Below are 26,420 nucleotides of genomic sequence, written 5' to 3'. Positions count from 1 at the left end.
GTTCTTTGTTCTACATAGATAGTACAACAGATATTTATAGTTTCTATTTTAAGGTATTGAAAAGGAGGAAGCAAATGGGTATCATAAAATATATTAAAAGTGAAATTGAAATAATCAAAGAGAGAGATCCTGCCATCCGGACACCTCTGGAGGTATTTCTTTATCCAAGCTTTAAAGCAATTATAAGATACCGTATAGCGAATAAACTCTATAAGCATAAACATTATTTCCTGGCCAGATGGTATTCACAAAGAACAGCCAGGAAGACAGGTATTGAGATCCATCCCGGTGCAACTATCGGAAAAGGACTGTTTATCGATCATGGTCACGGCGTGGTCATAGGAGAAACCGCTATTATAGGAGATAATGTTACTTTATACCAGGGAGTGACACTGGGTGGTACCGGTAAAGAAAAGGGAAAAAGACATCCGACCATCGGCAATAATGTCATGATAAGTGCCGGTGCTAAGATACTCGGTTCTTTTACAGTAGGTGAGAACTCCAAAATAGGAGCAGGTTCTGTTGTGTTATCAGAGGTGCCGCCTAATTCTACAGTTGTAGGCGTACCCGGTCATGTAGTAAAACGGGATAATATGAAGGTTCCGAGAGAAGATATGGATCAGGTACATTTTCCGGATCCGGTGTTTATGGAACTCCTTAGCCTGAAATCTGAAAATAGTAAATTAACAGAGGAAATCAAACAGCTCCAGTTGAATTTTCAGCTGATGGAGGCACTTAATAACCGGCCTAAAAATGAGATATCCTTTGATAACAGTATGCTGTAAGAATTTATCTTAAGGAGCCTTGAGAGAGATTATTAATAGCACAGCAGGTAATGGAAGCATCCTGATTTATGGCAGTGCAGCATTTGAAAACGGTGGCTGCAGGTACTGGGAGCAGGTGTGATATAAATGAAGAAATACAAATATTTAATATCCGGGAAGTTAATGGATATACAGAAAAGAGGTTATCATGAAAATCTATAATACCCTGACGAAGAAAAAAGAAGAATTTGTTCCTTTAGAAGAAGGCAAGGTAAAAATGTATGTCTGCGGTCCAACGGTGTACAATCTGATACACATAGGAAATGCAAGACCTATCATTGTTTTTGACACGGTAAGACGTTATTTTGAATATAAGGGCTATGAGGTAAACTTTGTTTCAAACTACACTGATGTGGATGATAAGATAATTAAGAAAGCGATTGAAGAAGGGGTACCTGCTTCTGAAATCTCCGAACGTTACATTTTAGAACTTAAAAAAGACGTGGAGAGACTGAATGTAGAGCCCGCTACCTATAATCCCAAGGCCACAGAAGAAATTGAGGGGATGGTAGAGATGATTACCTCCCTTATTGAAAAAGGTCATGCCTATGAAAAGAACGGCACGGTATATTTCCGTACCAGAAGTTTTGAGGAATATGGCAAGCTCTCCAAGAAAAACATTGATGACCTGGAAGCTGGTATCCGTATAGCTGTAAGTGAAGAGAAAGAAGATCCTATGGATTTCGTACTTTGGAAACCCAAGAAGGACGGAGAACCCTTCTGGGAATCTCCCTGGAGCCAGGGCAGACCCGGCTGGCATATTGAATGCTCGGTGATGAGCAAGAGATATCTTGGGGAGCAGATTGATATTCATGCCGGAGGAGAGGATCTGGTATTTCCTCATCATGAGAATGAAATAGCTCAAAGTGAAGCCTGCAACGGCAAGGAGTTTGCAAAATACTGGATGCATAATGCCTTCTTAAATATCGATAACAAAAAAATGTCCAAATCAGCCGGAACCTTCTTTACCGTAAGGGAAATCACTGAGATCTATGATCCGCAGGTACTTCGTTTCTTTATGTTGAGTGCCCATTACAGAAGTCCTATTAATTTCAGCCAGGATTTAATGGAAGCTTCCAAGAATGCACTTGATAGAATACTTACAGCGGCAGCTAATCTTAAATATCTGATTGATAATACAGGTAAAGTGGAAAGTGCAGCGGCAGCAAGCGTCAGCGGAACTTCCCTGCAGCAGGGAGAAGAGGAGCTGATTGCAGATATAGAAAAACATCAGGAAAAATTTGAGGCTGCCATGGAGGACGATTTCAACACAGCAGATGCAGTAACCGCCGTATTTGAAATTGTAAGAATAGCAAATACCAATGCAAGTTCTGCGTCATCTATGTTATTCCTAAAAGAAGCCCTTGATAAAATTACAAAGCTTTTAAATGTACTTGGAATTAAAGCCTTAAAACAGGAAGAACTGCTGGCAGAAGAGATAGAGCAGTTGATTCAGGCTCGTCAGGATGCCAGAAAAGAGAAGAATTTTGCAAGAGCGGATGAGATAAGAAACCTCCTGCTTGAGAAGGGTATTGTACTGGAAGATACAAGAGAAGGTGTTAGATGGAAAAGAGCATAGACAATGGCTTGATCAGTATCTTAAAGGAGACTTTCTCACTTCCGGATACGGATCTTAAGACTTATTCTCCTTTAACCCTTGCATTTATCGGAGATGTGGTATACGATTTAGTTATCAGGACACTGGTAGTGGAGCAGGGAAATGCTCCGGTTAACAAGCTTCATAAGAAGGTCAGCAGTATGGTTAAAGCTTCTGCCCAAATGGAGCTGTTTCATCGTATTGAGGACATGCTTACAGAAGAAGAGCTGGCGGTATACAAAAGAGGACGTAATGCCAAGTCCTTTACCACTGCCAAAAATGCCAGTATAACAGAATATCGTTCTGCAACAGGTTTTGAGGCGCTGATTGGGTATCTGTATCTGGATGACCGACTTAGCCGTGCCCTTGCTATCGTAAAGGCGGGAATTGAAAGAGGAAATGCAGAAGCGATGGAAAAGGCATAATGATTTTAACCTGTAAAAGCTGATAAAGATATCTATCAGATGAAATGTAGGTATAAAAAGCATAACTTAAGCTGTTTATAAACATGAAGCGGTGGTTTAAAATATCCCCCTGAGTGTAGTTTAAATAAATATAAGAAAAGAAGAGGAATTCATGAGATACGAGGAACTTACCATTGAAGGCCGTAATGCTGTAATAGAGGCATTTCGTGCCGGAAAAACCATAGACAGGCTGTTTATATTGGATGGCTGTCAGGATGGGCCTGTAAAGTCCATCTTAAGAGAAGCAAAAAAAGGTGACACGATTATAAACTATGTAAAAAAAGAAAGACTTGACCAGCTTTCAGAGACCGGAAAGCATCAGGGTGTCATCGCTTATGCTGCAGCTTATGAATATGCAGAGATTGAGGATATTTTAAATGCCGCTAAGGAAAAAGGTGAGCCTCCTTTTATAATCCTCCTGGATGGAATAGAAGATCCCCATAACCTGGGTGCAATTATACGTACTGCTAATCAGGCAGGGGCTCATGGTATTATAATCCCCAAGAGAAGAGCAGTAGGACTTACAGCCACGGTTGCCAAAACTTCAGCAGGTGCAATCAATTATACACCCGTAGCGAAAGTAACAAATCTTGTAGCCACCATAGAAGAGTTAAAGGAACAGGGGCTCTGGTTCGTATGTGCGGATATGGAAGGTGAAGTAATGTACAAACAGAATCTGAAAGGGCCAATCGGACTTGTTATCGGCAGTGAAGGAGAAGGAGTCGGAAGACTGGTAAAGGAAAAGTGTGATTACCTGGCAAAGATTCCGATGTTTGGAAATATCGATTCCCTGAATGCGTCTGTTGCAATGGGAATTCTCTCTTATGAAATTGTACGACAAAGAATGGCATAAATAAATTAATACAAAATCTCCTTAAAGAGCTTAAGACGAGCTTTTTAAGGAGATTTTTGGTTGAAGGGTGGGTATTTAAAGGGTAAAGAAGCATCGAGGATATATTCCTTAGTCTGTTATAGTATTGGCATACTGTTCATTGACTTTCTTAAGCAGATAGCGTTTCTTGTATTTTATCTGACTATATGCGGTTATTTTCTTGATATAACTATGATTGATAACGCCGCCTATTGCTCCTACAATGGGAGTTCCCTGAATGAATTTGGCTGTCAGGAGAGCCTCTGAGAAGCAGGAGGAGGCAGCTTTCATTTCCTTTTTTATATTGATAGCTGGAACGGTTCCGTTTTCAATATCATAAGCCAGCTGGTCGATACGCATATTTAATTCTCTTTGTTCTTTACCTTTTAGCAGGGAGGCTTGAATTAAAAGCAGCAGATAGGCTTTCTCTTCCTCCTTATCATTGGAAAAACCATAACTTAAGGAGATTTCGTTTATTGATTTAATAATAAGGCCCAGAAATACCGGTATATCCGGAAGGCCGATGCCAAACAATCCAAGAACACTTCCCTCAACAACAGAGAAGGCGGAATTAAAACGACTGGAAATAAGAGAAGGGTTATCCAGATCTTTGATATGCTTTTTGGTCAATTTCTTGTTGACAGCCTGATTGTTAATGTCGTAATCCACCAGTATGCTGTTTTTGTTATAGGTCTTTTCAATAACATCAATTCCTTTTTCGTAGATCAGTTCAAAGGCTTTAAAAAAAGCTTTATCCAAAGTACTCTTTAAATTTGCGGGTATTTTATCCCGAACCTTATCAAGGAGAGGATTTATTTTCTGATTCAAATAGGTGTTATCCTTACCTTGTAAGAAAAGTTCTTCTTTTTTATTAATTTCTTTAATCTGCTCCTCTAATAAATGCTTCATAGGCTTATCCTTTCTATTTGTTACGGTCTGGGTTTCTAATAATCCATTATATGATAATAAAGATAATATATAAATACTTTCTGTTAAATTCTAATATATTATTAATTTTTCTGTTTTATAAAATAAAATAATAGCGGTTTAATAACTTCAATTATATTCATTTGATCAAATAAAAGAATAAAAAACTGGAAATTCTCCAAATCCTATGATATACTGATAATTATTAATATAAAATACAAAAATCAAGGAGGTGGCTATACATGAAAAGCTTAGTATTTCGTAGCGTTGAGAGTAATGTAATAACGGAGGTAATGCTGATTGAATTACAAAAAAGGAGCAGATGTATTGCCGGACCAACTGTTAAAGGAAGTACAGCAATACGCTGAAGGATGTCTTGTTTATATTCCAAAACGAAGCAGCAAGGCACAGTGGGGATGCATTAGTGGCACCCGTGAATGGATTGATAAGAGAAATGAAGAAATAACCTGTTTATTCAGACAGGGAGAACCGGTTAAGAATTTGTCGGAAGAATATCATCTGAGTGAAGATACCATCAGAAAAATCATATATAAGAGAAATCAGATATAATCATTCTTACCCTGGTTTACAGAGGAAAACTATGAGATAATACAGTTGACCGGTCGATTCCAACAGGAAAGGGGATGGTTATATTGATCAACAAATTAGAGGTGTTTAGACTCTAAGGAGTAGGAGAGGTATTGCTTAAGCAATTAGGCAGTACCTTTCTTTTAGTGTTATCTGGTTGCTATTTCCTAAGGCCTGTGCTACACTGATTGTAAAATAGCAATCATTATAGACATTTTCAAACAGACCAGGGGAGGTTAAGACAAAATGCCTGATAAGATATGGGATCAGTTGAGTGACGATGAAATCATTTCTATGATTCATGGCGGGGATTCCTATGCAATGGACTTTATGCTCACCAAATATAAAAGTCTGGTGAAAAACAAAGCGAAGGCGCTTTTTTTAATTGGCGGGGATAAAGAGGATTTGATACAGGAGGGTATGATAGGCCTCTATAAGGCCATCAGAGATTATGATACGGATAAAGACAGTACCTTTTACAGCTTTGCTGACCTTTGTATCTCCAGACAGATTTACACCGCAATCAAAGCCTCCAATCGAAAGAAAAACATTCCTTTGAATACCTATGTCTCGTTATACGCACCTGCCTACAGTGAGAATGCAGATCAGGATGAGAAAGAAACCCTGGCCGATGTCATGAGTCAAAATAAAATTTCAAATCCTGAAGAATTAGTTATTGACAAAGAGAGTACAAGTATGTTAGAATATGAACTCGTAAGGCATTTAAGTCAGTTTGAAAAAACCGTTTTGGATTTATATTTGCATGATTATTCTTACCTTCAGATAGCAGACAAATTAAAGAAAGAACCAAAGTCAATTGATAATGCATTGCAACGAATCCGTTTGAAGCTGAATACAGTTTTGAAGGATTTGTATTGAATAAATAACTGCCCCCGTAGCTCAGTCGGTAGAGCGTTACCTTGGTAAGGTAAAGGTCTCGAGTTCAAGTCTCGTCGGGAGCTCTCTAGAAAACCTGGTAAATTCAAGGGTTTGAACGGTTTTAGAAAGTTAAAAGGCATCCATTAATGGGTGCCTTTTATAATTTTGTGACTATTTTATAACAGTTTCAATTTTACTGAAATAGCTTATCTGCGGCCTTTCTATCTGATTCCTTTAAGCTGTGGGTATATATGTTCATTGTGGTACTGGTTTGTGCATGCTCAAGTCTTGCAGATACTGTTCTTATAGCAATATCTTCCGAAATATATACAGGGCACTGGTATGCTTTAATCCAATAGAGGTATGTCAGGGCGTTTTAAGGAATTATCCTCAACGGTTGCATTATATCTGTGGATAATATCCTTGAATGTTTGATAAGGTGTGGATATATTAATGGTTAATGTTATAAATATAATAATATAATTGACACCACATTCAAATGTGGTTTATAATATGCTTATCAAGACAGCCGGGGGATAGAGGCACCTATCCATTCCGGCAAAAGAATAATTTAATCAGTACAAAGTAGTCGTCCTAACCTTTACCAGAGAGCAGGACGGCTATTTTTTGTGCTTGTTTTATCTAACGAGTGTAATGATAGCTACAAGCATAATTACAAATGTAAATAAATCACCATATGTAATGTACATAAGCACCACCCCTTTCCCAAGACTCGAAACGGATGGCATGACCGTCCTACCGGCTGCCTTTATAAGCATATTATTATGTCCAATGAATTTATTATTTCTTACTTCCTGCTATTTTTATCACGTTGTGTTTTTAAACTCAGCATATTCCATAATATTATATCTTTTAGCTGTCCTATTGTTGCCAGGACGGATTGTTAATACTTTAATATTGCATTGGCTATAATTTTATCAAATTCTCTGATATCAACACCTTTATTTAGGTTTACTTTTATATGTCCTGCTTTTGTCCATAATTCAACTTCTGCATTTATATCAAATAGTTTCCCTGCATTCTCAGTGGAATACATAACAATTGAAGAGTAAGGCAAACTATATACTTCAACTTTTTTTCCGCTAAGACCTTGAGCATCCCTAACAATTAGTCGCTTGTTCGTAAAAACAGCTACATCTCTAATTGTTTTGTAAGCGTGCAAAGCCTCTTCCCCCTCAATCAACATATTGTTAATGTCACCTGGTACCGGACATTTTGTTGTAAATGTCCATAATAACGTATTTTGTACATCCATTACAAAATCCTCCTATGTATTATTTATTATGAACTCATTTGAGTTTCATATTTTGTTATAATCAGTTCCTGGCACATGATACTGTCACTTGCGGATATGATTTTTTTTAATTTCTTACTACAAGTTGAGGTCATATAAGCATAATATTGAATATTCCCATTCAATCAATAAATACACTCAATCTGCTAATATTATGTTGTGGTAGGTTTGCACAAGAGATTAAAAAAACTTATCTTTTCGGACCTTTTAAATTACTTAATTCTTTTAAAAGAGGAGTAACTCTAACGTATAGCTTTACCTTGACTAAAGATAATACTTTATTCTATTAGTAATGAATCCTGGGCTGTTAAAAAGATGCTATTATCCTTCAATGCTAATGCAAGAAAAAGAAAATTCACAAATGTTTTTCGTAACATCCTGTGAAATGATTTACTTACAGTATGAAATATATAGAACAATTTGTCAATGGTGGCAAGTGTTATAATTATAATACATCATGAAGTATTTACCCTCTATAAATAATTAAATACAATTAAATTGATTCAAATTATATTGAAAGATATGATGAGTTGTGTTATATTAATATTAAAAATTTACAACTAACAGATATGACTTTTCAGATAATGAATCATACTGGATTAAGTTGTGATGCTGACTGTAATATAAATCAAAAATATGTAGTGATGAGGTGGCTGATAAATGAGACTTGGTTTTAAAATAGGTGCTAGATTTCTAAAATCAAACATAGGGCAGACTATACTGATAATTTTAGGCATCTCCATAGGTGTTTCGGTACAGATATTTATCGGTTCTCTTATTCAGGGACTCCAAAAAAGTCTGGTGGATAAGACAATTGGGAATGCATCACAGATAACCGTTACAGCGGATGCAGCAGATAAAAAATTAAATAATTATGATGAAATTATTAAATTGATACAATCGGCGGATAAGGATATTACTACCATTTCTCCTGTCTCTGATCATCCGGTTTTTCTTGATAGAGAAGAGGATGCTGCATCATTGCTTTTAAGAGGCTTTGATTTAACAAGTGCAGATGAAATCTATGATCTAAAAAAGCAACTGGTAGAGGGAAGTATGCCTGTAGGAAGAAATGAAGTTATTCTTGGAACGGATATAAAGGATAAATATGACCTTCATACCGGAGAGGATATCAGCGTCATTACACCGGAGAAAGAACTGGTTACACTGACGATTAAAGGCTTTTATGATTTGAAGGTGAAATCTATTAATACGACTTGGGCAATTACAAATCTTGAGACTTCTCAGGATATATTCAAAGAAGACGGAAAAATTACTTCTGTAGAAATTCAGGTGAAGGATTCATCGGTATTTTCGGCAGATATCATAGGTAATAGCATAAGTACTGCCTTACAAGGAAGGGATGTTACCATAACGAACTGGAAGGAACAGAATGAGCAGCTGCTAAGCGGATTGAAAGGTCAGAGTATATCAAGTTATATGATACAGATATTCGTACTTATATCTGTTGTGCTTGGAATAGCCAGTGTTCTTGCTATATCGGTATTGCAGAAATCAAAGCAGATAGGCATTTTAAAGGCCATGGGTATGAAAAACCGGATGGCGTGTTATGTTTTTCTCTCACAGGGGATTATTCTTGGAGGCTTCGGGGCAGCGTTTGGAATTGTTCTTGGTCTCGGCTTATCTTATGGATTTAGTACCTTTGCATTAAATCCTGATGGTACCCCAATCGTTGCATTATATCTAAACAAAGGATTTATTAGTATATCTGTATTGGTGGCATTGCTGTCCTCCGTAGCGGCTTCCTTGCTGCCGGCAGTAAAATCAGCCAGACTAAATCCGGTAGATATTATACGCAATAATTAATGAAACCAGGAGGTAAAAGATGAAGTATGTTATGGAATTAAAAAATATTAATAAAATATACGGCTCAGAAATCCAGAACCAGGTACTTTATGATATTAACTTAAATATAGAAAAAGGGTCCTTTAATTCGATTATTGGACAGTCAGGAAGCGGTAAAACGACTCTTCTTAATATTATGGGAACCCTGGACCAACCTACTTCTGGTGAGATTCATGTAAATGGTCTTAAAATCAATAAGCTGCCGGCTGACCAACTGGCCGAAATTCGTAACAGGACCATCGGCTTTATTTTTCAGTTTCATTATCTGCTGCCTGAATTCACTGCTCTGGAAAATGTACTGATGCCCTATGAGATACAGTATGGAAAGGGAGGGAAAAAAAGAAGGAGTGAGGCGGAGGAGTATCTGGAGCTGGTTGGGCTTAAAGATGTTATCAACAATCCTTCCTCCAAAATGTCCGGCGGACAACAGCAGAGAACTGCAATTGCAAGGGCCCTGATGAATTCTCCGGAGATTATTCTTGCTGATGAGCCAACCGGTAACCTGGATTCGGATTCTGCAGAGACAATATATGAACTTCTTCGCAAAATCAATGGAGAAAAAGGAACCACCTTTGTTATTATCACCCACGACAACAGAATAGCAGAGAAAACAGATCGTATTATTGAGATAAAGGATGGCAGAATTGTAACCGATACGAACAGGATTTGAACCTGTTCGTATCGGTCAGGTTTCTGTTATGTGCTTTCATGACTCATTGAGAAGCTCAACCTTCATGAAATATGGAAGTATTACCTTGGCGGATACTGATTTTTAGCTCTTCCTCTTCGGTTTTAATATTATAATAACCTTTTATATCGGCATTTATTGTATTCATCACTGCAGTACGCATACGCTCCATAATTCGATCTAAACTAAAATCTTTTAATGTATCAACCTTTAATTTATGCTTTTCTTCACTGCTTAGTTTATAAAAAGCAGCCTCCATTTCCTCCCACTCATTCTCGGTTCTGGTTTTAAAGGTAAGGAGCAGGTCAATAGATTTCATAAATTCTATATCCGATATTAATTTATTAAAAATATCCATCATAGTAATACCTGTTTTGGAATCAACATTGGTTGAAAAATTCTTAATGGAAGCAAGAGCTTCTTTTGACATTAGTAATTCCTTGGAAATAATGGTATCTTCTGTGGTATCCCACCCCATTAATCTGGCGGGAGTGGTGCCTAAAGCCGCTGCAAGACTCTCGATTCTTTCAGATGGAATATTAGGGATAGTACCATTTTCATATTTGTGCAGCGTAGAACGTCCGATACCGACTTTGCTTGCAACCTCTTCCAAAGTAAGATCTAACTCAATTCTTTTGGCTTTTAAATTTTCTTTTAATCCCATGTTACGCACCTCCATATTCTTTATAGTATATCATAAATTTCTAATTAAGCAACAAAATTTAAAATATTTTATTAAATGTTTCTTGACAGTGGAAAATATTGAAGCTATAATGTTTCTTATAAGGAAACGAAATCTATTTGGATATACATAAAAATTAAAGTATTAACGTGAGTTATGAAAAAAGTAATAGTAAAAGAATTGTATACTTTAAAAGCATAGATAAGCAGTCTTGTTAATGGATCCAGAATAGAAAAAATTTTACTATAAAAGTTTCTTCATAGGAAACTTTTTTTGCGGCAAGTAAGAGTACTCTGATCAATGTACTAATATATATAGCATGAAGTAAAAGCTGATTCATCTGTCAGATTACAAATAAGTTATTGTACTTACGAAAGCAAAATATCTACAATTCATAAAAAAGAAAAAGGGGTTGATTGAATGAGTAATGAAGAATTGATTGAGCTCATAAAGAAAGGCGAGGATGTTACCGGAAATATGAGTAAACTATATAGAATGAATCAAGGTATCATATTTTCAATTGTTAAAAAGTATAGCTATGCCTGCAAAGCTAGCTATGGCTGCGTCGCAATAATAGAATTAGAGGAGTTGATGCATGAGGCTTATTTCGGCCTGATAAAAGCAGTAGAGAAATACGATGTCACACAAGGTGTTTTATTCATGTCTTATGCACCTTTCTGGATAAGACAAGCGATTAAAAGGTTTCTGGAAGACAGTGGGCAGTTTATTCGCGTACCGGTTCATACCCAGGAGAAAATTCATCGGTATAATCAGCTATCTTCTCATTATATGTATAATTTAAACAGGCAGCCAACCAAAGAGGAGTTTGCCTCGACGCTGTTAATGTCAGTCAAAGAGGTAGAACAGCTTCAAAGATTTATGTATAGAAATAAAGTCAGCAGCCTGGATAGAGTGGTAGCTGATGGAGATGATGAGGATATAAGCTATTCTGAAACAGTACCTGGCGAGGCTGATGTAGAAACTGAAGTTGTGGAAAAGGTGTCCAATCAGCAGCTAAAGGATGAATTATGGATTATAATTGATAAAATTCTTATGGATGAAAAGAAGATGCAGCTGCTCAGAATGAAGTATATAGATAACATGAACATGGAGGACATTGGCAAATACTACAATATAAGCAGAACTGCTGTAAAACAGTCCATAGATTACAGTCTTAAATTAATAAAACGCAATGCACAGATAAGACGATTAGCTGTTCAAACAGGCTTATGGGATGAGAATAAGCCCTTTACCGAAGAGAAAATCAAAAGATTATGTAAATGGGGGCATTATGAAGGTTTAGATGAAAAAGAATTGAACTATGCGAAACAAAGAGGATGGGTGTCGGAACAGCATATTAAGCTTAAGTAATTTCTTATTAGCAGCACAATGCAGGAATGGTATGAATCCCTTGTATCGATGAAACATGAGTTAGGCGTTAAAAAAGAGGTGTTATAATTCTGCCTTAGGCAGGTATATTATAACACCTCTTTTGCTAATGTTCTCCATATAGCCAGTTTGATTCAGCAATCAGAAAATCATCATTATGGACAGAATAAGAGGAATAGTGATTAGAGCTATGAAAAAGCTTTTCACATTTTTTACAATGTGGTTCCTCCGTATTATATAACTCCTGCCCACAAAAATGACAGTTAGCAATACGGTAAACAAATCCGTTATACTCCTTATTATAAAAATGATTATAGATGGTTTTATCCAGTGCATCTAAAGTATGGATCGATTTTCTGTGCCATCTTCTGTAATCATTAAATGCATAATGTGCAGCTTCAAAGGAAATGTCGAATAGTTTTGCTACATGTACATAGTTTTTGCAAGCAGCATAATGTATGGCGATTCTGGGAGCTATAAAGTAACTTGCGAAAGTGTCAGCTTCTTTTTCATGCATAGGAGTCCTGGGTTCTGAGTGCTTTAAAGCAATGTGAGCAATCTCATGGGCAAGTGAAAAGTATATTCTGCCTGGTAGTTGAGCATCGTTGTAATATACGGTTTTCTTTAAGGTAAAGGCATCTTTGCTGAAAGACATACATTTTTCGTATTTTCTTGGTTTCTGTGCAGAGTAAGGTTCAACCTTCATGCCGTATGCTTCCAAAACTTCAGTACAGTCGATTGGAAATGACTTTATATTACATTTTTGAAATACCTCTAAGGTTGTTAATTTTATTATGTTGTAATCCATAGAACCACCTTTTTGATTATTCATCGTCATCGGAATACATTTCAGTTATAAACTCTATGGCTTCCTCTCTGGTCATCTTCTTACCATTTCTGGCAACCAGGGAACGAATATCCTCTTCTGTTGGAACGTATCGTTCTTTCTTTTTGGGTATACTGGGGTCATTATCCGTGTACTGAGGTATATATGTAAGCTCAGTCACACGATTAACGGCTACGCTTTTTCCTTTTTCATTCAGTTTACTGAATTCCTTTAGCAGCATATTCTCATCTTCTGAATTTTCGTTTGAGGAGGGAGAGTGCAGTCTGGCAGCCTGGGGCACAAGAAAATTTGTCTTTCCTTCCTCCAGTCCCTTCTGTTTACCATACATCCTTACAAGTCGTGTATAAACTGCCGTGTCATTGATTCTGTCCTCTAAGGTTTTGGTATTTAGTAACATAGCGGCATAGTTATCAAAGGTAGGGTGTTCCAGTTCGTAATTCCATCCGGAAAGGCTTCGTGAAAAATAAGCTCGTATCACTTCTATCCAGGCATTTACTCTGGTCTCAAAGGTATTATCGTAATTAGAAGCTAGATTAAGGTATTTGTTCTTTTCGTTTTCGATTACTGGTAATGGATAAAAGTCACCATAAAATCTTGATGCCAGCAAGTATTTTCTATGAAATTCATCGTGAGTACGGCACTCGGTTATATCTGAGGCATAATACATCATACCACATTCCTGACAGGTAACGATACCATTTTTACCCAGAAGGTATTCTAAAGGCACATTAAAAAAATCCGCAATCTTCTGCATCTTGTCAGATTTAGGAGTGCTTTTACCCTTTTTCCACTCTGAGAACACGGTCTGGTTAATTCCGGTTTCTCTTGCTACATCTGCAGTCCTGCAACCCTTTTCACTTAATAAAAGCTCATAAATTTCATACATAATAATACCTCTTTCAATAAAATTAGGAAAATCTAATTACAGACTTGACAACTTAGGATATGCTATATATAATTAAAACATGTACTTAGGATATTCTAATTAATTGACGAAATATAGCGAATGAACTATTACCTATATTATATAGGAAATTCGAAGTTGTGTCAAACTAAAATTAGAAAAATAAAAATTATAATATCAATTAAGGGGGAATGGTAATTTACGATGGATATGTTAAGGGAAAGTAGACAAAGCCAATCCAGCAGGATAATTATTCCTATTGAGATAAGGAAAGCTTCAGTGTTAAAGGGGAGAGATATAAGAATATCGTTAGAAGGGTTAAATAGATATGTTAAGTATGGCGAACCGGTTGATTCTGATAAAAGCCGTAATAATATCACTGGGAAGGGGGCTCCATGGGTGAATAATACGGTAAACGTGGAAGTCTATAAACGGGATATTGGCTGTATACTGTGTTCTGAAACAGAAGGGCTGGTTGAAATAAATGGGTATACCATATGTTCAAAGTGTACAGAGAATATTTTAAGATAAAGGAATAAAAGCTAATATTTGCAGATAGACAGGAAAAAGAAGTATTACAGAGAAGTCTGGTTTGAAAACAGGTGCTATCTATACCTGTTGGAGAGGAGTGTTTGGGTGAACATACAAGTGACAGATGATTTTATTGAAGGAGCTATAAGAAAAGCTATTAAAGAATACAGTATAGAACAGAGGACTGAGAGAAACAGGAAAGCTCTACATAACACGAAGTTATTACTAAAGAACTACTGTAAATTGAAAAAAAGTGTTGAGGCAGGAATGACTGATATAACAAAGTATGATAAGTTCAACCATTATCAGTCGAAGACAGATGAGCTATATGTGGAAAGCATTAAAAGAAGTAAGATGAGAAGCTTGATTGTGGTGACACATATAGATAATGCGCTGGCAGTTATAAAGGAAGATTATGAAAAAAAAGGGCTGCAAGAAAAGTATGAAGCATTTGAAAGCTGTATATTAGACGAGATGAACTATGATGATGCGGCATTGATTTATAGTTCCAGTAAAGCTTCTATAAGCCGTTGGATAAATGAAATAACCATAGAAGTCAGTGTATTATTGTTTGGGATAGAGGGATTGGAACTCATCTGAAACAAATATGAAATAAAGACGAAATTAACCGGACATAAGAAATGTGTTAATATTAAAGTATAAGGGAATAGAGTTGAACAATAAAGCACTTAGCTGCCTTCAGCAGTTGAGTGCTTTCTTTCTATTGCAGCAGCTGGCTCCTGACACCCTGATGCTGGAAGGCAGATTAAGTATTGCTTTTGTCCGGAATGACGTAAAACTATCAAAACTCCGCCGGAGTATAACGGCCAGATCCCAATACCCGGAGAGCGGGAATAACTATCTATGGAGGAAACAAGATGAAGTGGATACGAAAATTAATAGAAGGAGCCATGATAAATGATGATGGCCGTATTGATCTGGAGGGCCTGATGAAACAAATCAATGAAGAATTCCCTAGAAATGCGGTACCAAAATCAGAGTTTAATCAGGCGAAGAAAAAACTGAAAACAGCTATGGCAGCCATAGAAGTCCTGAGAGAGAGTAAAAGTGATAAAGAGATGTTGCTTGAAATTATCAAGCAGCAGGAAGCGACAATCCAAAAGCTTCAATATGATGTCGTCAATACAATAAAATCATATTCTCTGAACAAACAATTCGGTAAAGCAGGAATCCAGGATCCGGATTACCTGCTTTACAGGCAAAGAGGTCTTGATGGATTTCAATTTGATAAGAAAGAGAAACCCATGGTTATAGAAGAGCTTATTAAATCTCTTAAGGAGGACTTGGATGGTAAAGGATATTGTTAATGGCATTGTTACAATGCTGGAAGCAACTTATGGAGAGGATATTCATATCTATACGGACGGGGTCCAGAATGAGCTTACGATGCCTTGCTTTTTGGTGAAGCTGATAAAGGGAAGCCGTAAACAGATGATGAGTAACCGGTTATACCTGGAGCACTCCTTTGATATCCAGTATTACCCCGGTACTGTGAATAAAAACAGCGAAATAGCAGAGATAGTTCCTGGGCTTTCGGCCTTGGAGTATATTACGTCAGACGGAAAACTGCTCCGTGGTACCAAAATGAATTATGAGATTACAGAAGAGATACTGCATTTTTATGTGCAATATAATTACTTTGCATACACTACCAAAGAAGAGATTGATAAAATGCAGTCTTTAAATGTAAAAAATGAAATAGGGAGCTAATACGAAATAAAGAACATTTCACACTTCTTATTTTGAGCAGTACTGTAGGAGAGCTTTCGGTTGCATGGGTGCTCAAGTTAATTGTTGAAATACATAATTTGCACCCTGATTTGTGGCAAACCAAATCAGCAGGCAGATGAGGCCTGCAATGGGACTAGTGGGACTGTGGCACTTAGTTTGCAGAATATGAGAAAGGTATGGTTATTAATATGGCGAAAGCAAAAATCATACAGGAAGAAAATAATGAGCCTGTAACATTTACGAAGAAACAGTTAGCAGCAAGTAAAAAATATGCCGAAAATAAAGATCTGCTCAATGCCCTGTTGGCAGAGGACAGAGCTTATTCAATATCGGAAGTTGAGGAAATTCTTGAGGGTTTCCTGAAAGGTAAGGTGATTTCATGTTAGGTGGCGGAACATTTACAACGCAAAACAAAGTAATTCCTGGCGCTTACATTAATTTTGTGAGTGCTGCCAATGCTTCATTATCCTATTCTGACAGAGGGTTTGTAGCATTTCCACTGGTGCTCGATTGGGGTACAGATGGGGAGGTATTTACTGTAACACAGGGAGAGTTTCTGACAAACTCTCAGAAACTCTTTGGATACGCTTATACAAGTGATAAGTTAAAGGGCTTAAGAGATTTATTCCAGCATGCTCAGACCTGTTATTTCTACAAATTAAATGGGGGAGTGAAAGCTTCCAATGCATTTGTTACAGCAAAGTATAAAGGAGTCAGAGGAAACAGTCTCAAGACAGTTATTGCCGTAAACGCAGACGATAATGACAAATTTGATGTATCCACTTATTTGGATACTGCCCTGGTGGATTCTCAGACAGTTGCAGCGGCATCTGAACTGGTGGCAAATGATTATGTGGAGCCTGTAAAAACAGCTGAACTTGCAGTTACAGCCGGAACACCACTTACCGGAGGTACCAATGGGGAGGCGGTGACAGGTACAGATTATCAGAATTTCTTAACAAAGCTTGAAAGTTATTCTTTTAACATCCTGGCCTGCCCATCTGATGCAGCAGAAGTAATTGCTTTGTTTGTGGCTTTTACCAAACGTATGAGAAATGAAGTTGGCGTAAAATTTCAGACAATCGTATATCGTATGGCAGCAGATGATGAAGGTGTAATCAATCTGAAAAATGCTATTACGGATAATAACGTAGATTTCCCGGTATATTCATTAATGTACTGGCTGGCCGGCAGGGAAGCAGCCTGCGAAGTTAATAAAGATCTGACAAACAAGGCCTATAATGGAGAATTTAAGGTTGATACCAATTATAGTCAGCAGGCGTTAGCCCAGGGAATAGGTGCCGGTGAGCTGCTGTTCCATAAGGTAGGGGATAGCATCAGAGTCTTAAATGATATCAATTCCCTGATCTCCTTTACAGAGGAAAAGAGCAAGGATTTTTCGAACAACCAGGTTATCAGAGTACTGGATCAGGTAGGCAATGACATTGCTGCGATTTTCAACACGAAATACATAGGGAATATTCAGAACAACAGTGCCGGCCAGAGTCTGCTTTGGAATGATGTTATTAGCTATATGGATGCATTATCACAAATCGGTGCAATTGAAGAATTTATAAAGGATGAAGTTATTGTCTTACAAGGTACTGCGAAAGATTCAGTTGTTGTAACTTGCCCGGTTACCCCGGTAGCAGCTATGAAGAAGCTGTATATGGAAGTTGCTGTAAATTAAAAGAAAGTAGGTAAAAAAATATGGCGAATGCTATTATGAATGCTCAGGACGCAATTAGTGCCTCACTGGCTGAATGCTATGTAACGATTGGAACGCAAGTATATAATTTCATGCAGGCTATCAATCTTGAAGCTAAAATGGAAAAGACCAAATCAGAAATTCCGATTCTCGGTAAGACGGGAAAGGGTAATAAGACTACAGGATGGAAGGGAACCGGATCGGCAACCTTCCATTATAATACGTCAATCTTTAGAAAATTACTATATGATTATAAGAACTCAGGAAAGGATATTTATTTTGATATACAGATAATAAATTCTGATCCTACTTCTACTATTGGCACCCAGGAAATTATACTAAAAGGTTGTAATATGGATGGAGGGATACTTGCAAAATTTGATGCCGATGGTGAGTATCTTGAGGAGGATATGGACTTCACCTTTGAAGATTGGGAAATGAAGAAAGGTTTTGATGTAATAAAAGGAATGCGTATGTAAGTCATAGAGACTGTTGCGTTTAAAGTAAATTAACGGAAGAGCGCCAGGTTCACTGCCGCACACAGGATATCTGCACATTAGCAGGTGAAGTATTAATCACAAGAATAGTTCATTACAGGCATGATAGATAAATATTGTCTTTCAGCGGTGTATTGCAGGAGAACCAGGAGTCTCTTCCCATTTTATATTGAATATAAGTTGAATTTAAGTATATTCCTTCAAAGCAGTTAAATGCATAGATAAGAGATTATTTATGTTTTGGCAGGTAATTATACTTCATTCACCTTATATGATTGCTATTTATCTTATTACAATAATCGGAGGATATAAATATGAGTGAATTAAGTATGTTTTTTGCGGAAAACGCATTAAAAGAGGAAAATGTGAAATTTGTAGCATCAAAGAGGTTTCTGAAAAAGTCCGGTAAGCCGGTGGAGTGGGAATTATGCTGTATTTCTTCCAAAGAGGACGAAGATATTCGAAAAGCCTGCACCAGGAAAGTGCCGGTACCTGGGAGAAAAGGTCAGTTTACAACAGAAACCGATGGTAATATGTATCTTGGTAAACTGGCAGCGAAATGCGTAGTGTATCCTGAGCTTAACGATGCCGGGTTACAGAATTCCTATGGTGTATTAGGTGCTGACAACCTGTTAAAGGTTATGCTTAAGAGTGGAGAGTATTCCGATCTTATATTAAAAGTCCAGGAAATCAACGGATTTAATACGGATACGGAAGAGCTGGTAGAAGAAGCAAAAAACTAATTGAAACCGACGGCGAGGCAAGTATTCTTTATTACTGTATACTGAAGCTCCATTGGAAACCATGGGAGTACATGCAGCTAAGTCTTAAGGAAAAGGCCTTTGTCATCGCGTCGGTTGAAAAGAAGATCAAAGCTGACCGGGAAGCGGATAGAAGAGCCAGAGCAAAAAGAAAGTAGGTGAGATATGGGGTCAGTAGAAAACGCCATCGAGGTATACGATGGAGCAACACTAGCACTGCAGAACATGAATACTGCTTTGGCAAGAACAGGGCAGCGTTTTGATGATGCCTTTAGCGGAGGCCGCTTCGGTGCTGCTTTAAATGGCCTTAATATGATTAATGTCTTCATAGATAAGATAGAAACTAACATTGACCACAGCACGACTACACAGAAGGCCTTCGTTCGTGAGGTTAATCTGGGTACGCAGGCAGAAGCGAAATTGCAAGCACAAATTGCAGCGTCCAACGATGAACAAAAGAAGATTCTAAGTCCTATCGAAGAAGCTATAAAGCTTCAGAATAAATTGACAGAATCATTAAACAATAGTACTTCATCAGTCGTTACATTGGTTGATAAAGCAAAAAGCATTGGAGTTTCTTTTATTGATACTGGCAAAAAGATAATGGGCGCATCTGATGAAATGAACCTGACGAAAATGAAGTTGGATGCTATAAATAAAGGATTACAAACCTCAGAACAATTTTCCCAGAAGGTTTTTGAAGCTGCAGAGCGGTCCAGAACAAGTTATGCAGATACTGCTGATATGGTCTATGAACTTGGTACAAAAGCGAAAGGTGCCTTTAGCAATGAGGATGAATTGATTGCTTTCACTGAATTAATGAATAAGAATTATAAGGTTGGTGGTGCTAGTGCACAAGACCAGGCTAATTCTATGTCGAAGCTATCAGAGGCAATGGGTGCGGGCGGTATTCAGGGAGACGGATATAAGGATATCCTACAGAATGCTCCATTACTGGCTGCATCTATCGAAGATTACATGACAAATGTACAGCATGCAAAGGGATCTATGGGAGATTGGGCATCGGAAGGTTTACTGACTGCTGATGTAATCAAAGCTGCTATGTTTCTTTCAGGTCAAACGGTAGAAGAGCAGTTTGGTAAGCTACCAATTACCTGGGCGGAGGTAAGTAATAGCATTAAGGACAATGGTCAGATGGCTTTCCAGGCTGTATTAGAAAAGATAGGGAAAATAACGGGGAGTACCGCATTTCAGACTTTTAAGAACAATTTGATAACTGGTTTTCAGGCTATAGGTATGGTTGCTTCCCAGCTCTTTGATGTAATAGCCGGAATTGGAAACTTCTTTACGGACAATTGGGGGATGATAGCACCTTTTATTTACGGTATAGTTGTAGCTGTGGTGATATATACCGGAGTTTTGACTGCTCTGAATATTGTGCAGGGCATATCAAATGGCTTAAAGGCGGCAGCAGCACTGAGAGCGGGGATTTTAGCAACGCAACAGGCATTTGCAGCAGGGGCAACCTTTACTGAAATGGTTGCAGTTCAAGGATTAAATACGGCGCTTTTAGCTTGTCCATTGACTTGGATTATACTATTAATCATAGCTGTTATAGCGATTATTTATGGTGTCGTAGCTGCAATAAACCATTTTGCAGGTACATCTTTAAGTGCGACTGGTTTAATTGCAGGAGCGTTCATGTGGCTTGCAGCGCTTATTGCTAATGTATTTATAGGCGCTATAAATGGGATGATTCAATATTTCTATACCATTTTTGTAGAACCTTTCATCGGAATCTTCGAATGGATTTTTAATGTAATAAATGGTGGATTTGACAGCTTGGGTGGTGCAGTTGCAAATTTAATTGGACAAATTATCTCCTGGTTTCTGTCTTTGGGGATGATCGTAACTAAAATAATCGATGCAATTTTTGGTACCGATTGGACTGCTAGCCTTGAAGGTTTGAAAGGTACTGTCCTTTCGTGGGGAAAAAACGAGAATTCAATTACGCTTAATCGTAACGCACCAGAGATAAATTATAGGGTTGATATGACAGAGGCTTATGATGGTGGGTATAATTGGGGGAGCAATCTGTTTAATTCAAAGGATAAGAAAAATGAATTACAAGACCCTTCCACTAATTTTATAGATAATTCTTCCGCCAACCCTTTGATTAACCCTTCCGTTAATCCTCTGGACAATACAAATAATACAGACCTTTACGACAATGTATCAACAACTGCCGATAATACAAGTAAAATGGCTGAAAAAGTGAATATAAGTGATGAGGATCTGAAATATCTTCATGATGTGGCAGAGCGAGATGCAATTAATCGATTTACAACCTCGGAAATTAAGGTTGACATGATTAATAATAACAGTATTAAAGGAACGAGAGATATTGACGGAATTGTAGAATATTTAAAAAATGAAGTTGAAACAGCAATGAGCAGTTCCGCAGAGGGGGTGTAGAATGTATAAGTTTTATATGGGAAAGGTGTTGCTGCCAATTCCTCCATCAAAGCTGCAAACGACAATAAATAATCAGAATAAAACAGTTAATTTAATGAACGAGGGTGAAGTCAATATAATAAAAACTCCGGGTCTTACCTCCATTAAGTTTGATATAATCTTACCCCTGTCTACGTGGTATCCTTTTGCTATTTATGAAAATTCTTTTCAACCGGCAGGGTATTATCTGGAATATTTTGAAAAGCTTAAATTTATGGGCACACCATTTGAGTTTATAGTAAACAGATACAAAGAAGGTTCTGAACAAATAATGAGTCGGGATATTATGTGGACAAATATGCTGGTAGTGTTAGAGAACTACACGTTTACGGAATCAAAAGACAATGCGCCGGACTTGGATGTTTCTATTGAATTAAAAGAGTATATAAAGTATGAGACCCTGGTTAAGAAATTAGACATTAAGACAAAAAAAGAATTAGGCAGTTCAAAAAAAGGAAATAAGGCAAAGAATACGATTCCGAACACTTACACTGTAAAAAAAGGAGATACTCTATGGGCGATAGCCAAGAAGCTTCTTGGAGATGGTGCGAAGTGCTGGAATCTCGCAAAATTAAATGGAATCAGTAATCCCAATAAGCTGTCTGTTGGTCAGGTGCTGAAGATACAGGATGTAAAAGCATCTTCTGCACCGGCTTCCGCATCGAATCCTTCAAAGAACAGCGCACCTACAAAGAATAATTCATCCTCCAATACGAACACCTCTACGAAGCCTACTACAACTACAGTTAAAACGATTACACCATCAGCAGCAAAAAATTCACCTAAAATGCCGGATATTTCGTACTTTTATATAACACCGGATACTATGAAGAAGTTACCTATCTATACTAAAAAAATACCTACCGGTTATGCATAATGAAATTAAAAAGAGGGGAGAAAAGAATGCAATTATTTATTGAAAACAATAATAAATTATATTTTCCTTCTGTTCTGGATGGGGTTAAGTGGACAACGGAGAGAAAAGGTACGCCAGGAGTTTTGACTTTTTCTGTTATAAAGGATGAAGCGCTTGCTTTTACAGAAGGGAATTCTATTTCATTTCAATATGATGATGAAAAAGTGTTTTATGGATTTGTATTTTCCAAGAAACGTACAAAGGCTAATGTCATTGAAGTTACAGCATATGATCAGTTAAGGTATCTGAAGAATAAAGATACATACACCTATGAGAATAAAAAAGCCAGTGAGGTTATAAAGCTGCTGGCAGCAGATTTCAACCTTCAGGTAGGAGAGATCGAGGATACGCAATATGTCATACCTTCCAGGGATGAAGATAACCAGACTCTCTTTGATATCATTAATACGGCACTTACCTTAACTACGACTGCCAAAGGCTTGTTATATACCATGTATGATGAACATGGAAAATTGACTTTAAAAAGCATGGAAAATATGACATTAGATATCTTAATCTGTAATGAAAGCGGAGAGGATTTTGACTACAGTTCCAGTATTGATACAAACACATATAACCGAATCAAAATAGTCTATAATAGTGACTCCTTAGGAAGCCGAGAGGTGTTTGTAGAGCAAAGTGATGAGAATGTTGATAAGTGGGGGGTTTTACAATACTATGAATCAATCAGTGGTGATTCCAATACCAGTATTGAGCAAATAAAAGCCTCGACAAGAAAGAAAGCTACTACACTGCTTCATTTCTATAATACAAAAACCAGAAGCTTATCTTTTAAAAATCTGTTTGGAGATACCAGGGTAAGAGCAGGAACAAGAGTTTATGTTAATATGAACCTGGGGGATATCGTTCTTAAGGATTACATGCTTGTCAACCGGGTAACGCATACTTATAACAAAGACAGTCACTTTATGGACCTGGATTTATTAGGAGGTGGTATCTATGGCCAGTGAGGGATTAATACCGCTGCTTAAGAGAGTAGCCCTGGAAGCAGTCGATGCAAGTAAGCCAACAGTTGTACTTTATGGGACAGTAAGCGGCATCACACCCCTAACCATTTATCTGGAGCAAAAACGTACTATAACAAGGGGATTTTTGGTGATTACGGATAAGGCAAAGAACCTGGTGGTTGGTGATCAAGTAGTAATGATTCGCATGCAGGGTGGGCAGAAGTATATCATAATGGATAAGGTGGTGTCGGATGGCTGATTTTGAATATACAGAAGTTGAGGTGGTAGAGCAACCCAGTAGAAGTTACCGGCTTGATATAGCGAACAATAGAATGCTGGGTAAAGTTGATGGATTGGAGGCAATAAAGCAGGCGATCTATTTAAGGCTTAGTACCGAGAGAGATGATTATCTAATCTACAGCGAGGATTATGGGATACAGCTTGAAGATCTGGTTGGTGAACCGGATGCCTATGTGCTGCCTACCTTACAGAGAAGAATAGCAGAAGCTCTGCTGCGGGATGAGAGGGTACTTGGAGTTGAAGATTTTTACTTTACGGAGGAAAAGGGAAGCGTAACTGCGGCCTTTACCGTTCGTACTGATTGGGGGGATATAGTGATGGAAAAGGAGGTGGATTACTAATGTATGAAGCAAATACTTATGATGCCATTCTCGAACGAATGCTGGAACAGATCCCGGATTCTATTGATAAAAGAGAAGGAAGTATCATCTTTGATGCCCTGGCACCGATAGCAGTGGAGCTGGCACAGACCTACATAGAAATGGATGTAATCTTAAATGAAGCTTTCGCGGACACGGCGTCCAGAGAATATCTGATTAAGAGGGCAGCTGAAAGAGGCCTTACACCTTCTGCTGCAACTTATACGGTTGCGAAAGGTGAATTTAACATTGATCTAGCTGTTGGTGACAGGTTTAGCTGCGGAGATTATAATTATGCCGCATCGGAAAAGATATCAACCGGTATATGGAAACTGACCTGTGAAACTCCAGGAAGTACACCGAATGGCAATCTTGGCATGCTGATACCCATTGACTACATAGATGGACTGACAACGGCTGCATTGACTGAAATATTGATACCCGGTGAAGACGAAGAGGAAACCGAAGATTTCAGAAGCAGGTATTATGCAACTCTTTCGACCAAATCCTTTGGCGGGAACAAAGCGGATTATATCGAAAAAGTAAACGCTGTTTCCGGTGTTGGCGGAGTAAAAGTGTATCCTGTGTGGAATGGCGGAGGAACGGTAAAACTGGTAGTCATTAATTCAGATTATGGGAAAGCAACAACAACCTTAATTGATACTGTGCAGACAATGGTTGACCCGACTATAAATAGAGGCGGGGGCGACGGTTTGGCTCCAATCGGGCATATAGTAACGGTTGAGACTGTTACGGAGACCAAGGTCAATCTTACGTTTAACATAACATATCAGGAGGGGTACTCCTTTCATGAAGTAGAGAGCTATATCACAGGAGTAATTGATAATTATTTCTTAGAACTGTGTAAAACATGGGATAATAATGACAGCTTGATTATACGTATCTCTCAGTTAGAGTCAAGGTTACTGAATGTTACAGGAGTTGTTGATGTTACAGGTACAACTATTAATGGAGAGGCATCTAACCTGGTTTTAACCGCTGATGCTATTCCGGTAAGGGGGACGGTAATTGGATAGGGAGATAAATCTGATAGAGTACCTTCCCGGTGTACTGAGAGAAATAAAAGAATTTAAAGCTCTTTCAGCAGCGGAAAACACAGAGGTTATAAGACTATGGGAAGAACTTGAAAATGTACTGGATGATCAGTTTGTTAATGAGTCTACATTAAACGGGGTTAAGAGATGGGAATGTATCTTGGGGATAAAAGCACTTGATACAGATACATTGAGTGATCGGAAATTCAGGATATTGACAAGGTTGAATGAGCAGCTTCCGTATACATATACAAATCTGGAAGTGCAGTTGAATCTTTTGTGTGGGAGAGATGGGTATAAGCTTATTTTAGACAGTAGTGCATATGCTTTGACTGTTAAAGTGGCTTTAACTGCCAAGAAAAAATATGCTGAGGTCGGTAACCTGCTTGATCGGGTGGTGCCGTGTAATATTGTTATAACATTATTACTAATGTATAACCAAAATAGTACATTGCACCAATATACACATGTACAATTACGCCATAAAACATATGGAGAATTAAGAGAGGAGGTATTAAGCTAATGGATGAAACAACATATTATAAACTAAAGAAACCGGCTCCAGATGATTTCTATAATGTGCAGGATTTTAATGCTAATATGGATATCCTGGATACAGAACTAAAAGAAGCACAAGATAAAGCAGGAAACCCAATAATGGTAAACGGCCATACCGTGGAATCTAATGTCCCTGCAAATGCAAAGTTTACAGATACTACCTATGGTAATGCAAGTACTACAATAGCAGGATTAATGAGTCCAACGGATAAGATGAAGTTAAATGGAGTGGCCGATAACGCAAACAACTATGTTCACCCAGATACTCATCCAGCAAGCATGATTACAGGGTTGCCTGCCATACCCACTAGTTTACCAGCTAATGGAGGGAATGCAGATTCAATAGGCGGACACCCTCCAAGTCACTTTGCACAATCGGCATGGTATGGGGTTATAGATTTTACATCTGCAACATATCCCTCTCCATATATCGCATCATCAACAAACATTCCTGGTTTTCCTGATACCGATTGGTTTCATGTAATTTATATTCCACATACAGACCCGTCAGGGGGATATGGGGCTCAAATCGCAATTAGATTTCATGGTGATAATGCATTTTATATTAGGAGTTCCGGTGGAACAGGGTGGGGTCCTTGGAGAAAAATGTCTAGTGATTATGGTACTGCAGACCTTACAGCGGGAGTATCTGCTTTGGCTAGTGGTTCGCTTTACTTTGTTTATGAATAGGAGGCTTGT

General features: G+C 37.9%; 30 protein-coding genes and 1 tRNA gene. 26 read left to right on the top strand and 5 right to left on the bottom strand.

Annotation, left to right across the window (positions count from 1 at the left end):
* Positions 1-74 precede the first annotated feature (74 nt).
* The 4 genes from epsC (at position 75) to rlmB (ending at position 3,738) form a co-directional block, all read left to right on the top strand.
* Positions 75-785, top strand: a complete 711-nt coding sequence (gene epsC, locus BR73_RS0124295) for a serine O-acetyltransferase EpsC (protein ID WP_033168378.1) — start codon at positions 75-77, stop codon at positions 783-785.
* Positions 786-972: 187 nt separating this feature from the next.
* Positions 973-2,403 (top strand): cysteine--tRNA ligase, encoded by a 1,431-nt coding sequence (gene cysS / locus BR73_RS0124290; protein ID WP_033168377.1) that lies wholly within the window; start codon positions 973-975, stop codon positions 2,401-2,403.
* Positions 2,388-2,846, top strand: a complete 459-nt coding sequence (locus BR73_RS0124285; protein WP_033168376.1) for a ribonuclease III domain-containing protein — start codon at positions 2,388-2,390, stop codon at positions 2,844-2,846. Before cysS ends, BR73_RS0124285 begins: the two co-directional genes overlap by 16 nt.
* A gap of 151 nt (positions 2,847-2,997) precedes the next feature.
* Entirely contained in the window at positions 2,998-3,738 is a 741-nt protein-coding gene (gene rlmB / locus BR73_RS0124280; protein WP_033168375.1) for a 23S rRNA (guanosine(2251)-2'-O)-methyltransferase RlmB, read from the top strand.
* A 108-nt stretch (positions 3,739-3,846) separates the two neighbouring features.
* On the opposite strand, the gene BR73_RS0124275 is transcribed toward rlmB, so the two are convergent.
* Complete coding sequence (locus BR73_RS0124275) at positions 3,847-4,665, bottom strand: EcsC family protein (RefSeq protein ID WP_033168374.1); 819 nt, start codon at positions 4,663-4,665, stop codon at positions 3,847-3,849.
* Between the two features lie 318 nt (positions 4,666-4,983).
* On the opposite strand from BR73_RS0124275, the gene BR73_RS0124270 reads away from it, so the two are divergent.
* The 3 genes from BR73_RS0124270 to BR73_RS0124260 all read left to right on the top strand — a co-directional run bounded on the left by BR73_RS0124270 (position 4,984) and on the right by BR73_RS0124260 (position 6,233).
* Positions 4,984-5,253, top strand: a complete 270-nt coding sequence (locus tag BR73_RS0124270; RefSeq protein WP_033168373.1) for a CD3324 family protein — start codon at positions 4,984-4,986, stop codon at positions 5,251-5,253.
* 264 nt (positions 5,254-5,517) lie between these two features.
* Positions 5,518-6,150, top strand: coding sequence for an RNA polymerase sporulation sigma factor SigH (sigH, locus tag BR73_RS0124265; protein WP_033168372.1), 633 nt, complete (start codon positions 5,518-5,520; stop codon positions 6,148-6,150).
* Between the two features lie 10 nt (positions 6,151-6,160).
* Positions 6,161-6,233, top strand: a tRNA-Thr gene (locus BR73_RS0124260).
* An 821-nt stretch (positions 6,234-7,054) separates the two neighbouring features.
* Here BR73_RS0124260 and BR73_RS0124255 read toward each other — a convergent pair.
* A complete protein-coding gene (locus BR73_RS0124255) occupies positions 7,055-7,426 on the bottom strand; it encodes a PH domain-containing protein (RefSeq protein WP_033168371.1) in 372 nt (123 codons plus the stop codon).
* A 699-nt stretch (positions 7,427-8,125) separates the two neighbouring features.
* Here BR73_RS0124255 and BR73_RS0124250 point away from each other — a divergent pair.
* Both BR73_RS0124250 and BR73_RS0124245 read left to right on the top strand, forming a co-directional pair.
* Complete coding sequence (locus BR73_RS0124250; protein ID WP_033168370.1) at positions 8,126-9,292, top strand: FtsX-like permease family protein; 1,167 nt, start codon at positions 8,126-8,128, stop codon at positions 9,290-9,292.
* Between the two features lie 19 nt (positions 9,293-9,311).
* Positions 9,312-10,001 carry an ABC transporter ATP-binding protein gene (locus tag BR73_RS0124245; protein WP_033168369.1) on the top strand — a complete coding sequence of 230 codons (690 nt, stop codon included), beginning with the start codon at positions 9,312-9,314 and terminating at the stop codon, positions 9,999-10,001.
* Between the two features lie 55 nt (positions 10,002-10,056).
* Here BR73_RS0124245 and BR73_RS27935 read toward each other — a convergent pair whose 3' ends face one another.
* Positions 10,057-10,683, bottom strand: a complete 627-nt coding sequence (locus tag BR73_RS27935; protein ID WP_051685551.1) for a helix-turn-helix transcriptional regulator — start codon at positions 10,681-10,683, stop codon at positions 10,057-10,059.
* Between the two features lie 438 nt (positions 10,684-11,121).
* Between BR73_RS27935 and BR73_RS0124235 the strand changes: the two genes are divergently transcribed.
* Positions 11,122-12,072 (top strand): sigma-70 family RNA polymerase sigma factor, encoded by a 951-nt coding sequence (locus BR73_RS0124235; protein WP_033168368.1) that lies wholly within the window; start codon positions 11,122-11,124, stop codon positions 12,070-12,072.
* A gap of 124 nt (positions 12,073-12,196) precedes the next feature.
* Here the strand turns inward: BR73_RS0124235 and BR73_RS0124230 are convergent, their stop codons facing one another.
* On the bottom strand, positions 12,197-12,898 hold the full coding sequence (locus BR73_RS0124230; protein ID WP_033168931.1) for an ImmA/IrrE family metallo-endopeptidase: 702 nt from the start codon (positions 12,896-12,898) through the stop codon (positions 12,197-12,199).
* A 16-nt stretch (positions 12,899-12,914) separates the two neighbouring features.
* Entirely contained in the window at positions 12,915-13,823 is a 909-nt protein-coding gene (locus BR73_RS28950) for a helix-turn-helix domain-containing protein (RefSeq protein WP_156034931.1), read from the bottom strand.
* Positions 13,824-14,045: 222 nt separating this feature from the next.
* On the opposite strand from BR73_RS28950, the gene BR73_RS0124220 reads away from it, so the two are divergent.
* The 16 genes from BR73_RS0124220 to BR73_RS0124140 all read left to right on the top strand — a co-directional run bounded on the left by BR73_RS0124220 (position 14,046) and on the right by BR73_RS0124140 (position 26,411).
* A complete protein-coding gene (locus BR73_RS0124220; protein ID WP_033168367.1) occupies positions 14,046-14,372 on the top strand; it encodes a hypothetical protein in 327 nt (108 codons plus the stop codon).
* Between the two features lie 105 nt (positions 14,373-14,477).
* Positions 14,478-14,972 (top strand): hypothetical protein, encoded by a 495-nt coding sequence (locus BR73_RS0124215; protein WP_033168366.1) that lies wholly within the window; start codon positions 14,478-14,480, stop codon positions 14,970-14,972.
* 278 nt (positions 14,973-15,250) lie between these two features.
* On the top strand, positions 15,251-15,700 hold the full coding sequence (locus BR73_RS0124205; protein ID WP_156034929.1) for a hypothetical protein: 450 nt from the start codon (positions 15,251-15,253) through the stop codon (positions 15,698-15,700).
* Positions 15,681-16,103 (top strand): DUF6838 family protein, encoded by a 423-nt coding sequence (locus BR73_RS0124200; protein WP_051685548.1) that lies wholly within the window; start codon positions 15,681-15,683, stop codon positions 16,101-16,103. Before BR73_RS0124205 ends, BR73_RS0124200 begins: the two co-directional genes overlap by 20 nt.
* A 197-nt stretch (positions 16,104-16,300) precedes the next feature.
* Positions 16,301-16,510 (top strand): hypothetical protein, encoded by a 210-nt coding sequence (locus BR73_RS0124195; RefSeq protein WP_033168364.1) that lies wholly within the window; start codon positions 16,301-16,303, stop codon positions 16,508-16,510.
* On the top strand, positions 16,504-17,814 hold the full coding sequence (locus tag BR73_RS0124190) for a phage tail sheath family protein (protein ID WP_033168363.1): 1,311 nt from the start codon (positions 16,504-16,506) through the stop codon (positions 17,812-17,814). Before BR73_RS0124195 ends, BR73_RS0124190 begins: the two co-directional genes overlap by 7 nt.
* A 20-nt stretch (positions 17,815-17,834) precedes the next feature.
* Complete coding sequence (locus tag BR73_RS0124185; protein ID WP_033168362.1) at positions 17,835-18,311, top strand: phage tail tube protein; 477 nt, start codon at positions 17,835-17,837, stop codon at positions 18,309-18,311.
* Between the two features lie 332 nt (positions 18,312-18,643).
* Positions 18,644-19,072, top strand: a complete 429-nt coding sequence (locus BR73_RS0124180) for a phage portal protein (protein ID WP_033168361.1) — start codon at positions 18,644-18,646, stop codon at positions 19,070-19,072.
* A 183-nt stretch (positions 19,073-19,255) separates the two neighbouring features.
* Positions 19,256-21,526, top strand: a complete 2,271-nt coding sequence (locus BR73_RS27930; RefSeq protein WP_051685547.1) for a tape measure protein — start codon at positions 19,256-19,258, stop codon at positions 21,524-21,526.
* Position 21,527: 1 nt separating this feature from the next.
* Positions 21,528-22,442, top strand: a complete 915-nt coding sequence (locus tag BR73_RS0124170; protein WP_051685546.1) for a LysM peptidoglycan-binding domain-containing protein — start codon at positions 21,528-21,530, stop codon at positions 22,440-22,442.
* Positions 22,443-22,468: 26 nt separating this feature from the next.
* Entirely contained in the window at positions 22,469-23,452 is a 984-nt protein-coding gene (locus BR73_RS0124165; RefSeq protein ID WP_033168360.1) for a hypothetical protein, read from the top strand.
* On the top strand, positions 23,442-23,708 hold the full coding sequence (locus BR73_RS0124160) for a DUF2577 domain-containing protein (protein ID WP_033168359.1): 267 nt from the start codon (positions 23,442-23,444) through the stop codon (positions 23,706-23,708). The genes BR73_RS0124165 and BR73_RS0124160 overlap by 11 nt, the downstream gene beginning before the upstream one ends.
* Complete coding sequence (locus BR73_RS0124155; protein ID WP_033168358.1) at positions 23,701-24,090, top strand: DUF2634 domain-containing protein; 390 nt, start codon at positions 23,701-23,703, stop codon at positions 24,088-24,090. Before BR73_RS0124160 ends, BR73_RS0124155 begins: the two co-directional genes overlap by 8 nt.
* Positions 24,090-25,145, top strand: coding sequence for a baseplate J/gp47 family protein (locus BR73_RS0124150; protein ID WP_033168357.1), 1,056 nt, complete (start codon positions 24,090-24,092; stop codon positions 25,143-25,145). Before BR73_RS0124155 ends, BR73_RS0124150 begins: the two co-directional genes overlap by 1 nt.
* A complete protein-coding gene (locus tag BR73_RS0124145; RefSeq protein WP_033168356.1) occupies positions 25,138-25,686 on the top strand; it encodes a putative phage tail protein in 549 nt (182 codons plus the stop codon). Before BR73_RS0124150 ends, BR73_RS0124145 begins: the two co-directional genes overlap by 8 nt.
* Positions 25,686-26,411: a pyocin knob domain-containing protein gene (locus BR73_RS0124140; RefSeq protein WP_033168355.1), complete on the top strand. Its 726-nt coding sequence runs from the start codon at positions 25,686-25,688 to the stop codon at positions 26,409-26,411. Before BR73_RS0124145 ends, BR73_RS0124140 begins: the two co-directional genes overlap by 1 nt.
* Positions 26,412-26,420: the final 9 nt, after the last annotated feature.

The organism is Clostridium sp. KNHs205, from assembly GCF_000702945.1.
GTDB lineage: Bacteria > Bacillota > Clostridia > Lachnospirales > Lachnospiraceae > Anaerocolumna.
This window is presented reverse-complemented; position numbering and strand designations above follow the sequence as displayed.